The organism is Chitinophaga sp. SYP-B3965, assembly GCF_009647655.1.
Taxonomy (GTDB): Bacteria; Bacteroidota; Bacteroidia; order Chitinophagales; family Chitinophagaceae; genus Chitinophaga.
The window spans coordinates 704,015-716,323 of the sequence record NZ_WJFD01000003.1; the positions used below are offsets into that span (position 1 = coordinate 704,015).

The 12,309-nt window shown below is 45.4% G+C and carries 9 protein-coding genes; 6 read left to right on the top strand and 3 right to left on the bottom strand.

Features of this window, described 5'->3' with window-relative positions; translation table 11 throughout:
• Positions 1–32 precede the first annotated feature (32 nt).
• Positions 33–275: a hypothetical protein gene (locus GFS24_RS20570; RefSeq protein ID WP_153662694.1), complete on the bottom strand. Its 243-nt coding sequence runs from the start codon at positions 273–275 to the stop codon at positions 33–35.
• 309 nt (positions 276–584) lie between these two features.
• On the bottom strand, positions 585–1,427 hold the full coding sequence (locus GFS24_RS20575; RefSeq protein WP_153662697.1) for a hypothetical protein: 843 nt from the start codon (positions 1,425–1,427) through the stop codon (positions 585–587).
• Between the two features lie 236 nt (positions 1,428–1,663).
• Here GFS24_RS20575 and GFS24_RS20580 point away from each other — a divergent pair, with 236 nt between their 5' ends.
• Entirely contained in the window at positions 1,664–2,062 is a 399-nt protein-coding gene (locus tag GFS24_RS20580; protein WP_153662699.1) for a RidA family protein, read from the top strand.
• An 8-nt stretch (positions 2,063–2,070) separates the two neighbouring features.
• Here the strand turns inward: GFS24_RS20580 and GFS24_RS20585 are convergent, their stop codons facing one another.
• Positions 2,071–3,912 (bottom strand): glycoside hydrolase family 127 protein, encoded by a 1,842-nt coding sequence (locus GFS24_RS20585; RefSeq protein ID WP_216647461.1) that lies wholly within the window; start codon positions 3,910–3,912, stop codon positions 2,071–2,073.
• Positions 3,913–4,038: 126 nt separating this feature from the next.
• Between GFS24_RS20585 and GFS24_RS20590 the strand changes: the two genes are divergently transcribed.
• The 5 genes from GFS24_RS20590 to GFS24_RS20610 all read left to right on the top strand — a co-directional run bounded on the left by GFS24_RS20590 (position 4,039) and on the right by GFS24_RS20610 (position 12,262).
• Positions 4,039–4,656: an RNA polymerase sigma factor gene (locus GFS24_RS20590; protein WP_153662703.1), complete on the top strand. Its 618-nt coding sequence runs from the start codon at positions 4,039–4,041 to the stop codon at positions 4,654–4,656.
• 71 nt (positions 4,657–4,727) lie between these two features.
• Complete coding sequence (locus GFS24_RS20595) at positions 4,728–5,897, top strand: FecR family protein (RefSeq protein ID WP_153662705.1); 1,170 nt, start codon at positions 4,728–4,730, stop codon at positions 5,895–5,897.
• A 192-nt stretch (positions 5,898–6,089) separates the two neighbouring features.
• On the top strand, positions 6,090–9,470 hold the full coding sequence (locus GFS24_RS20600) for a TonB-dependent receptor (protein ID WP_153662707.1): 3,381 nt from the start codon (positions 6,090–6,092) through the stop codon (positions 9,468–9,470).
• Positions 9,471–9,488: 18 nt separating this feature from the next.
• Entirely contained in the window at positions 9,489–11,522 is a 2,034-nt protein-coding gene (locus GFS24_RS20605; RefSeq protein ID WP_153662709.1) for a RagB/SusD family nutrient uptake outer membrane protein, read from the top strand.
• A gap of 17 nt (positions 11,523–11,539) precedes the next feature.
• Entirely contained in the window at positions 11,540–12,262 is a 723-nt protein-coding gene (locus GFS24_RS20610; protein ID WP_153662711.1) for a DUF3823 domain-containing protein, read from the top strand.
• Positions 12,263–12,309 lie beyond the last annotated feature (47 nt).

Genomic DNA, 12,309 nt, shown 5'->3' on the forward strand with positions numbered 1-12,309 from the left:
AGGATGAATTGTACTAAAACATGGATGAATTGTTATCTCCCTGCCCTGGCCGACACTAATTTCAGATAAGCCTGCCAGGCCCGGAACTCTTCCTCATTCATATCCTTCAAAACCTGCTGGGGCACGCAATTCCCATAAGCATCCGCCAGCGTTTTGCCTTTTGCAATTAACTGCGTGGAATCCATCGCATACCTGCCGCCGGTTACCAAAGACTCCCTGACATTACAGGCAGCCAGGCTCAAACATACCATGAGCAAGGAGATAATGATCCTCATACTAAATATTTTTTGGGGTTAATTAATATGAGAACAAAATTAGGGCTGCCAGTAAAAGGTCACAAGGGAGAGATGCATGAATTGTAAAGAAGCGCGTCTGAATTGAAAAGGAAAAACCGAAACAATTGCTACCTGAAAGAGAAAATCCGCAGCAATTGCTACCTAAATGAAAAAACCCGAAACAATTGCTACCTAAAAGAAAAAATCCGCCGCAATTGCTACCTAAATGAAAAACCCGCAGCAATCCCTACCTAAATAAAAAAAGAAAAAACCCGCAGCAAAAATACTGCGGGCCCGGTTTAATAATAATCAATTGGGAGCTACTGCGGTTAGCTGGTTCACAATCGGCCAGATACCCGGCGTCGGAACACTTACACCTTTCGTTTTCCCACGCTGCATAGCATCAGCGCCGAAATAATACAAAGGCCAGCCTTTATAAGTAAGTTGCTTTTTCGTAAACACATTGATGATAGCAAAATCAGCTGCCGTCACACCGGTAGGCACCTTCTTCAACTCTGCTACTTCATAAATAGGCCAGGTAGGATTGTTACTCATATCCTCCTTGGTATATTTGTTCAACCCGTTCTTATCGTTCTTGAAAGCATACAGCGTACGGCCGTTAGCATCCGTGAAATACTGAACAATTTCAACACCTTCCACATAAGCACTGGTATACTGTTTGCCATTATTCCCGATCAAAGGACCGTTCATGAGCATGATAGTATAGTCCGGTTTAGCCGCGAACCATATTTTACCCATGTTCTCTCCTTTCGCTTCACCCGCAGCTGCATCATTTTTAAAGTAATACAGCGGCCATCCTTTGTAAGTAGTTTGCAATGCACCATCCGTACGGGTAATGGTACCAAAATCAGCAGCCGTTAAACCGGCACTCAGCCGAACGGTGGGGGTATAAAAGATAGGCCAGGTATCCCTGCATCCGCCGGTGCAGACAGAACCACCGGTAGTATCTTTTGTGTAATAATAAAGTGTGCGGCCAACACTGTCTGTAAGTACCTGCCCTAATGGAGCAACATCTTTCAGCACAACATTGTTAACCGGGGGTGGAGGCACAGGAGGTGCCTGATCTCTTGTACAAGCCACTGACAGGCATGCGAGGGCAATCACAGCGATGTGTGTTTTTGTGTTCAGCATAATGATTAACGGTTAAGAATTAGAAACTATCCGGTAATACGGCGCTGAAGTTTGCCGGGTTGCCCTATAACAGAAACTTTATTTGGCTGATACTATTTTAACACAAGGGAAAAACACCCTTTGTTTAAGACAGGTTCGATACGTGTTTGATACTCCTTCGATACCGCTATAGGCGAAAATCCTATTATTTGTCACGTTTTGGATCCCCCCTTTGTCTTTATATAAATAAAGTAACAATGAAGATCACCAATCCAGCAGCCCTCTTTGATCCAAGACCTTATGGGTTCTCACATGTAGCAACAGTACCGGCACACAGTCAGTTTATCTTTGTGGCTGGCCAGGGGGGAGAAGAAAATATAGAAGGTAAACTGAACCCGGACTTTCGTACACAGGTAAAACATTGCTTAAATAATATATGGATTGCCTTAGCCTCTCAAAATGCGTTAATGAGCGATGTGGTAAAAGTAACCACACTGGTGGTAGACCATAACCAGGAAAAGTTGCAGATCATCATAGACGAATTTGAACAGATGTGGCCGGACAAGAAATTCCCCGTGAATACATTGATCCCCGTCCCGAAACTGGCGTTGGATGGAATGCTGATAGAAATTGATGCTATAGCCGTGAAACGATAAACCCTTGCTTACAGGTCCTTAGGATCCAGCAACTGTGGCATCCATACCCTGAACATGGGCAATGAAGCTCCGTTCCCTGCAGAAGCATAATCACACAACGAAAGCGGAACAGGTTTTATGGCACCTTCCGCATAGGACTCCGGCATGCACAAAGCATCAAACTGCATCCAGATCCCTGCTTTATTGACGTCCTTTAAAGTGAGTGTGATATACTTACCCTTATCTGTTATCGGTCTTACAATAGCGCCGATCTCAGGTCCGGGGAGTCTTGCATCTCTTGCTAACAAAATGGGCCCGCGTGAAATAGACACATACTTTGGCGTGGTGCCCAATGCTTCAACACGCCCCCTCATATCCAGCTGCAATTCCACTGCATCTCCGTTTACCCATGTACGTTTGATCTCAACATACGTGCCCGGCGTTACAGCAGCAATAGCTGCACCATTCACGGTTAACGTAGAAGTTTCACTCCATGCAGGGATCCGCACACGCAGGATCATCTCTTCTGCTTTAGGAAGCTGCACACTGATCGCTATCTTTCCTGTTACCGGATAATCCGTGTGTTGCTGAATAGTCACCTGCTGACCGGAAGGTGTTTTTAAAACAGAAGCCCCTTCCGTAAAGAAATTAACAGACACACCTTCTTTGCCGGACATGGCAACCGTTAACGGCAAAGTGAACAATCCCCTCGGCCCGCTGGCCTCACAACAATTCAATCCCATCCCGCATTGCTCACTGCCTTTCAAACGTTGTCCATATAAAGGTGTGTACTTTGCCCATCCTGCACCATCAGTTGTCATAGCGCCCAGCAAAGCATTATAGAAAGTTTGCTCAATAGCATCTGCATATTTCGCTTCTCCTGTTAATCGCAATAACTGCTGGCTCAACTTGATCCAGGTAGCCGTTACACAAGTTTCCTGGTAATGATGGATCGGCGCCGTTTGCAAATGCGCACCACCAAACCAACACTCGATGGCAGCACCGGAACCCGCCACATTGATCTCCGTGGTCCGGATGTTCTCCCATGTTGCTTCCACCGCATGTTTATATTTCTCCTCTCCCGTTAAGCGATAGTATTCCAGCAACCCTTCGTAGCAGGACATCATCTCATATGCCTTCTGCCCCTGATCCCAGCCAAACCAGTTATTCACAGCTTTTGGAAAACGTTTCGCTACATCAATCTCCGCTTTGCTGATCAACTGTGGCCCCTGTGGTGTTTCCCATTCACGAACGATCTCATCCGCAAAAGCCATGTATTTTTTATTCTTCGTTCTTGCATACAACCGGCAAATAGGTTCCAATACAGAAGAAGCCGCCATGCCCCTGTGGTTGCCCATTTTAACGATCAGCAGACCCTTTTCCCCCAATTCCAGGATCAGATGGTCCGCCACTTTTCCTGCTGCAGTTAAACTTTTCTTATCTCCCGTCAGATCATAATAATCCAGTAAACCCAGCATCACATATTTCCTTCCCCATATATCCCATTGCTGCAACCTGTTGGCAGGCGCGTAATTCCCGATATAACCATCTGCCGTCTGCGTACTGAGAATACCTGTTACCGCATGGTCCAGCACTTCTTTCAATCTTGGTTCCGGTCTGTAACGATAAGCCAGCACCGCAGAAGTGAACCACTTCCCCCAAAACTCCGTTTGCCAGCAGCGGGTTTCTGTACGTGTTTTAAAAGCAGACACTAATTTGTCAACATCCTGTGCAAGGATACGGTTGTTATAGGAAGCATCTAATCTTTCACCGGTAAAACCATTCACCTTTGCAGATACAGCAGGATGCAGTTTATCCTCAACAAAAGAGGATAATAAAATAGTGGAAGCTATTAGCAGAAAAAATTTCATTTTTAAATATACTCCAAAGGAGTTAATGATGCATCCTGTACTATAGGGCATAGATTTTCATCCTTTTTTGTATATTTAACTTGTTCTGCTAATAACCAAGATCCACGAACTGACTGTTTTCAAATAATGTACTCCGGCCAACATAACAATGAAAAAGAGCTTTTCCAGCTGGTAGCAGCTGGTGATGAGATCGCATTCCGGCAATTATTCGAAGCTTATAAAAAGAGGCTGCTGGCGCTTGTTTTCAGGTTATGTAAAACAGAAACTGCCACAGAAGATATCCTGCAGGAAGTATTTATCAGCATCTGGCAACACCGGGAAAGACTCGCAGAATTAGAAGAACCCTCCTTATATATATTAACCACCGCCCGCAACAAAACCTTCAAGTACCTGAGAAAACTGTCCCTGGACAAGCGGATGCAGCAACAGGTTTGGTACCGCATCTCCGCAACGGCAGATAACCAGACACAGGAACAGGTGGAACTGCGGGAAAGTCAGGCCCTCATAGAAAAAGGCCTTTCCCTCCTCTCCCGTCAAAAACAGACCGTTTATTGGCTAAGCCGCCAGCAGGGCCTGAATCATGAACAGATCGCCGCACAATTGAACCTTTCTAAAAGCCGGGTAAAAAACATTATCGTAGAAGTACTGCAATACATTCGTCAATACCTCCAAAACCACGGAACCCTGTTTCCCATCTTCCTGCTGGCCACCAGCCCTGAACTGATCTCCCATCTCCCCCTTTAATTTATTTTTTTTCTTTTCCGGTCCTTTCATTCGCCACAGGGGTTAACCTATATGAGAAAATATTCCACGAAATGATAGATCGCTTACGCTATTTGCTGAAACGTTATGCTGATAATGCCTGTAACCCGGAAGAATACCAGGAACTGATGGCATATATCCGGAAAAGCCGCTACGAGCAGGAACTGCATAAGCTGATAGATGAAGAGTTCCAGCTGATCAGGCCGGGTGAGTTATTACCTGAGATGGACTGGGATTATATGTTTAACCAGGCTATTGCTTCCCGGAAAGACCAGAAAGTACTGAAGCCCATCCGCAACAACAACATCATCATTAAATGGTCCGCAGCAGCAGCCATCCTTTTGCTGGCCGGCACCGGCACCTGGTTCACTTTTTTCAACAAACCACCGCAGCCGGTAACTGTTACCGCATCAAATAAAAATGATATCGTACCCGGCAGTAATAAAGCCACGCTTACTTTAGCTAACGGTACCATTATCACCCTGGACAGTTCCGGCAACCGTTCATTGGCACAACAGGGTATTGTTAACATGGGCAACGGGCAACTGGCCTACAGTCAGCAAGCCAGCAGGAATGCAGCCGTTACTTATGATCTGCTCAGTACACCCAAAGGAGGTCAATACCAGCTCACCTTATCTGATGGCACCAAAGTATGGTTGAATGCAGCTTCCTCCATCCGTTTCCCTGCTGTTTTCTCTGGCAGTGAAAGAAGAGTGGAAATAACCGGAGAAGTTTATTTCGAAGTAGCCAAACAAGCCAATATGCCTTTCAAAGTTTCTATTAATGATAATGAAACAGAAGTGCTGGTATTAGGCACCAGTTTTAATATCAACGCGTATAAAGATGAACCCGCTATTCACACCAGTTTGCTCGAAGGTGCTGTAATCGTGAAGAAAGGAGATATCTCCCAACGCCTGGAACCCGGCCAGCAGGCTGTATCACAACCGGGTAAAAATGAGATCAGTATCAGGGTAGTAGATGCCGCCAACGTTATTGCATGGAAAGACGGATTATTCCGTTTTGCCGGCACAGACGTAGCTGGTTTATTACGCCAGATATCACGCTGGTATAATATAGAGATCGCTTATGAAGGAAAGGTACCACAGGGAAGGATCTCAGGGGAAGTACCACGCAGCATGTATCTCTCCAAAGTAATACGCGGCCTGGAAATAAGCGGTATACGCACCAGGCTGGAAGGAAATAAATTAATCGTTTTGGAATAACGGCAGAACAACATATAGTAACACGTTATGAATATCAGCATGGCACATCGTCCACGAATACAGTAGTGCCTGTATCTCTCTAATAAATATTATTGATCACTTAATCCTAACAATGTAAACACTATGCAATGGAATTGTAAAGTCGTAACTCTGCCTGTAACGGGACGTGTATCCTTCAGGATATCCCTGACCATGTGGGCAAGCATCCTATTGATCATTATTGCCAGTTTGAATGTATCCGCCAGCAGCTACGCCCAGGGCGTTTCATTATCACTGAAGAACGCATCGCTGGAACAGGCATTTGATGCCATCAAACAACAAACCGGGTATACGTTCCTCTACCGGGACGAGTGGCTGGCACAATCTAAAAAGCTCACACTGAAATTGCAGAATGCTCCTGTTATAACAGCCCTACAGGAATGTTTCAGAGATCAGCCTTTCACGTATGAAATAATTGACAAAACAGTAGTGGTAAAGCAAAAAACAGAAGCCACCCCCATTGTAAAAAACTTCTCGCCACCCATTACCGTAACTGGCCGAGTTACCGGAGAAAAGGGGGAACCCTTACCTGGTGTTAGTGTTGCCGTAAAAGGTACTTCCAGCGGTACCGTTACAAATGCCAATGGCAATTTCTCCCTGGAAGTTCCATCCGCCAACGCTTTCCTCGTTTTCTCCTTTATGGGATACATCGCTCAGGAGATGCCGGTAAAAGAAGGCGCCGTGATGCAGATCATCTTAAAAGAAGATCAGAAAAAGCTGGACGAAGTAGTAGTGGTAGGATATGGTACACAGAAAAAAATAACACTCACAGGATCTGTTGCTACCGTAAGCTCAAAAGAAATTGTGACCACCAAAAACCAGAACGTACAGAATATGCTTACAGGTAAAGTGCCCGGCCTGCGTGTAAAACAGAACACTTCAGAACCCGGTGATTTTACCAACCAGTTTGATATCCGCGGTTTCGGTGCTCCACTCCTTGTAGTAGATGGTGTACCTAGAGGAGACCTGGCACGCATGGACCCTAATGAAATAGAAAGTATCTCCGTATTGAAAGATGCCGCAGCAGCCATTTATGGCGTGCGCGCAGCAAATGGTGTTGTACTGATCACCACCAAAAGAGGTGATCCCGGTAAAGCAAGGATAGAATATTCATTCTATTATGGCCTGCAAAATCCTACCGGCCTTCCAAAACCACTGGGCGCACTGGACCGCTTTACCATCTTTAACGAGCAGTCCATGCACAACCTCAACTCGCCAAGACCAACATTTACAGATGACATCATCAAACCCTACAGGGATGGTACAAAACAAAGTACAGACTGGTATGGTATGGTGATGCGGAATAATGCCCCGCAGTCCTATCATAACCTGAGCGCCAGCGGAAGCGCAGGAGATAAAGTAGATTATTTTATCAACCTCGGTTATACAGATCAGGGTGGTTTCTGGAAAAGCAATTCCCTGAAATACAAACGATACAACTTACGCGCCAACATCAATGCCATGATCACCCCAAGGATCAAAGCATCCCTGAAGCTCAATGGTATCTTAGATGAGAAGAACAGTCCCAACCGCGATTCCTGGGAGATCTTCAAAAACCTCTGGCGCTCTCACCCTGATGATCCTTATTATGCAAACGACAATCCGCAATACCTCTATCATAACCTTGCGGATTATCACCCCGGCGCAATAGCAGATGCAGACATCTCCGGTTTCAAGCTCCGCAACAGTAAAACCTTCCAGAGCACTTTCTCCCTCGATTACAAAGTGCCCTATGTGGAAGGATTGATGGCAAAGGGAATGTTCAGTTATGATGCTACGATGAATGACAACAGCACCTTCCAAAAAATATTCACCGTATATGATTACAACGCTACCACAGATTTCTACCAGGGTTATAAATACCAGATCCCTAACCAGATCAACCGGAACTATGCTGTTCTTCCCAGTACCCTCATGCAGTTCTCTTTAAACTACACCCACACCTTCGCCAAAAAACATAATGTAGACCTGCTGGCGCTGTATGAAGAAAGCGTTGCCACCGGAGATGGTTTTTATGCTACACGGGAATTAACCATTCCATTGCCTTACCTGTTTGCCGGTAATTCCCTCAACCAGGTAGGCAGCAGTAATACCGGTAGCGTATGGAAAAATTCCAACAAAGGATTCGTAGGCCGGTTCAATTATGATTACAACTCCAAATACCTGATGGTGTTCAGCTTCCGCTACGATGGATCCTCCAAATTCCCTCCCGGTAAACAATGGGGTTTCTTCCCATCTATTATGGGCGGATGGCGCATCTCCGAAGAAGGATTTATGAAGAACAATCCCACCTTCTCCTTCATAAATAATTTAAAACTGCGCGGTAGTTATGGTATCACGGGTGATGATGGCGCTTCCTCTTACCAGTTCATTTCAGGATACGATTATCCCTTCGGCGGAAATTCTCAGGCCCTTGCCGGAGGTTACCAGTTTGAAGGCAGCTGGGTAAGCGCACTCGGATTCAGGAATGCTCCCAATATGAATATCACCTGGTTTGAATCCAAACAGGTGAACCTTGGCCTCGACGCCGAACTGTGGAAAGGATTGCTGGGTGTAACTTTCGACATCTTCCGCAGAGACCGCAGCGGATTACTGGCCAACCGCCTGCTTTCCCTGCCCGGTTCTTTTGGCGCCAACCTGCCACAGGAAAACCTTAACAGCGATCAGACGGAAGGTTTTGAATTCATGGCCACTCACAGGAACAGGATAGGCAGGGACTTTAGTTACAGCCTCACAGGTAATATCTCCCTCACACGTACCAAGAACATGTACATAGAAAGAGCCCGGGAAGGTAACTCTTACAACAACTGGAGGAATAATAATGCCAACCGCTACAATGATGTGTGGTTTGGCTGGGGTTACGAAGGGCAATATCAAAGTTATGATCAGATCGCAAAATATCCCATCTACACAGGCCGCGCTGTTCTTCCCGGTGACTATATCTATGAAGACTGGAATCACGATGGTGTGATAGATGATATGGACAGATACCCTATCGCTACTACCATTAATCCCGGCAGCGATTTCAACGGAAAAAGGAATTACCCCCTGCTGAACTATGGTTTCACCCTTTCCGCAGACTATAAAGGTATTGATCTGAATATGCTGTTCCAGGGCGGCGGCATGTCCTACTCCGCTTATGGAGAAATGTATCAGACCATTTCCCAGAATGCGCTCGACTTCTTTATGGACAGATGGCATCCGGAAGATCCCACAAAAGATCCTTATGATCCATCCAACAAATGGATTCCCGGATACAATGCTTACACCGGTACTGTTTATGACATTAATTCAGAACGGGGTATTCAGAACTGTGCTTATCTCCGTATAAAAAGTATTGAACTCGGCTATTCCCTGCCAAACAAACTATTGAACAGGGTAGGCATTCAAAGTCTCCGCTTTTTTGTGAACGGTTATAACCTCGTCACTTTCACCAATGCCGTGGGGGTTGATCCTGAACATCCTTCTGAACTGTATGGATATTTATATCCGCTTAATAAAACAGTCAACTTCGGCGCCAGTATTAAATTCTAACAAATTCACATGATCGTTATGAAAAGATTAAAATATATGGCAGCAGTGATACTCTTAGCAGTATTCCCAGCTTGTAATACATTGGATATCCCGCCTGTTAGTGTGATACAGGATCCGGATATATTTACAGACGATGCCGGCATAGCCGCTTACATGGCATCGCTGTACAGCCGCATGCCCATGGAAGATTTTAAGTTCAGTACAGTAGAAGGCACTGCGGGTTTTAACACCTGGAACATTATCAATAGCCTCTCTATCAATACAGGAGAAAATGCCAATCGTAATAATGGCGGATTTTCCAGTCCTGCACGAGGTTATTGGGGAGATGCCTATGGCGTGATCCGTTATGCCAATAACCTGATAGAAAACCTGCCCAAATACAGCGGAAACTTCACGAAAGATAAAATAGCAAGATGGGTAGGTGAAGCAAAGTTCATCCGCGCTTATACTTATTTCGCACTGGTAAAACGTTATGGCGGTGTTCCCCTTGTTAAGGTAGTGCAGGAATTCAACGGTTCCAATGCAGAAGAACTGAAAGTACCCCGCAGCAGTGAACAGGAGAGTTATGATTTTATCGCCGCAGACCTTGATTCCGCTTATGCCGGTTTAGGTGAAACAAGTGAGAGCAAAGGACGCGTGAATAAATATATAGCTGCTGCTTTTAAATCAAGGGCCATGCTCTTTGCCGGTTCCATTGCCCGCTATGGCACCCCTTATACTGCAAATGGCATAGTAGTATGCGGCATGCCTGCCAGCAAAGCAAATGATTATTTCAAGGCCAGTTATGATGCAGCAAAACTGCTGGAAAACAAGTACAGCCTGTATAAGAAAAAATGGTCCGCTACTGATAAACTGGCTACCGCCGATAACTATGCAGACCTGTTCCTGGATGCCACCAGCACAGAAACCATTTTTATAAAAGGATATTCCTTTCCTGAATCCGTTCACAGCTGGGATGCTGTAAATGCCCCCGCACATCTCACCTCTACCTACGGAGATCGTTTCTGCCCCACCCTTGATTACGTAGAGCTTTTTGACGGGCTGCCAAAGAATGCCAAAGGACAACTTAACACTTTAGACATCAACGGCGCCTATAAAGTATATAATAATGTAAGGGAGCTTTTCGACACTTGTGAACCACGCCTGCGAGGTACTGTGCTCCTCCCCGGCCAGAAATTCAAAGATGGATATACAGATCTCCGCCGCGGTACTTTCGTTGAAAGCATAGATCCTGCAACGCCCATTCTTAAATTCTTCCCGGATGATAGTAAAACAGCTTACTCTCAGATAGCCTTTTATAAAACAAACGTAAAAGAATCCAGCGACTGGAAACCTGCCGGCCAGGTAACCATTGTACTGAGCACCGGTGAAAAGATCTATGCCTCCGGCCAGGATGGCCCTACCTCTAACAAAGGCTCCGCTTCCGTAACAGGATTTGCCGGCAGGAAATACATGGACCCTGTATTGCCATCTGCTAATACTACTTTGCACAGGTCTATACAACCATGGATTGAAATTCGTTATGCAGAAATATTGTTGAACCGCGCAGAAGCCGCATTGGAATTACAACAAAATGGAGGAACCATAGCCGGAGTTGATCTGCAACAGGATGCCTTCACCTGTATCAACCTGATACGGGAACGTGCCGGAGCCACCATGCTCACTGATAGAACAGAACTCTCTGCCAGCGCTTCCATTCCAAAAGAAATGGGCACAGGCGGATACGTACTGGCTCCTAATCGTGGTTTGCAGATCATCCGCATAGAAAGAAGGAAAGAATTGGCTTTTGAAAATAAACTCTATTGGGATATGTGCCGCTGGAGAACATTTGACCAGGAAGTAAATGCAAGAACATGGAGGATGTGTAATCCTTTCCTTTTTGCAAAAGGCGCCAAACCTGAATTAGCAGATTACGTGAACGGGAAATATATATTTGATTGCCGCTTTGATGAGCGCAATTCTTCCTTCACTTTCCCTGTCAGGAATTACTATGAACCAATACCCGGAGGTGAGATCACCAAGGCTAACCTGTCACAGAACCCCGGTTATTAATCCAAAAAAAATCAGTCATGAAAAAAATATTCTATTCCGTTCTTCTTTTCCTGATCGTAGCGTATGCCTGTAAAAAAGATAACTATGCAGCGCCAGATGCTGCATTGACAGGGATCATTGCAGATGCCAAAGGGGCCGGCCTTCAACTGGAACAGGGTGCAGGCAGTGCACGTATGAAACTGGATGAACTGAGCTGGAGCAGCAATCCCATTCCTTTGTACCTGAACATCAAACAGGATGGCTCTTTCCTCAATGACAAATTATTCCCCGGCACATACAGGGTTACACCGGTTGAAGGACCTTTTTATCCGATAGACAGTGCGCAGATGCTAATGGTAGATATAAGATCAGGCAACAGGGCCACTGCAAACTTTACAGTGGTACCCTATCTCAATGTAGAATGGATCACTGATCCTTCTGCAACAGGAGACAAAAAGATCACTGCGTCCTTCAAATTTACCCGGAGTGCCGCACCGGCAGGAAAAACACAGCCCAACCTCCTGGACTACCAGTTATTCATTTCAACAACACAATACGTGGGCAACAATAACTGGGATAATACCATTGTTGGTGGCGCAGTTACTGCTACCGCTGTAATGGAAGGGCAAACGCTCACCATCACTTCTACAGCAGCCATGAAGTATGCCACTACTTATTACGTTCGGGTAGGTGTAAGGGTGAACGACAGTTTTAAGAAATATAATTACACGCCTGTCAAAACAGTTAACATCGCACAATAAAATGTTTTTGGGAGATTACCGGAACACGGTCATAATTTTGCTATTAA

Excerpts from the sequence above, each read along its gene's own strand:
- GFS24_RS20605 (WP_153662709.1), top strand. The coding sequence starts at position 9,489 with ATGAAAAGATTAAAATATATGGCAGCAGTGATACTCTTAGCAGTATTC.
- GFS24_RS20585 (WP_216647461.1), bottom strand. The coding sequence starts at position 3,912 with ATGAAATTTTTTCTGCTAATAGCTTCCACTATTTTATTATCCTCTTTT.
- GFS24_RS20590 (WP_153662703.1), top strand. The coding sequence starts at position 4,039 with ATGTACTCCGGCCAACATAACAATGAAAAAGAGCTTTTCCAGCTGGTA.
- GFS24_RS20610 (WP_153662711.1), top strand. The coding sequence starts at position 11,540 with ATGAAAAAAATATTCTATTCCGTTCTTCTTTTCCTGATCGTAGCGTAT.
- GFS24_RS20580 (WP_153662699.1), top strand. The coding sequence starts at position 1,664 with ATGAAGATCACCAATCCAGCAGCCCTCTTTGATCCAAGACCTTATGGG.
- GFS24_RS20575 (WP_153662697.1), bottom strand. The coding sequence starts at position 1,427 with ATGCTGAACACAAAAACACACATCGCTGTGATTGCCCTCGCATGCCTG.
- GFS24_RS20600 (WP_153662707.1), top strand. The coding sequence starts at position 6,090 with ATGTGGGCAAGCATCCTATTGATCATTATTGCCAGTTTGAATGTATCC.
- GFS24_RS20570 (WP_153662694.1), bottom strand. The coding sequence starts at position 275 with ATGAGGATCATTATCTCCTTGCTCATGGTATGTTTGAGCCTGGCTGCC.
- GFS24_RS20595 (WP_153662705.1), top strand. The coding sequence starts at position 4,728 with ATGATAGATCGCTTACGCTATTTGCTGAAACGTTATGCTGATAATGCC.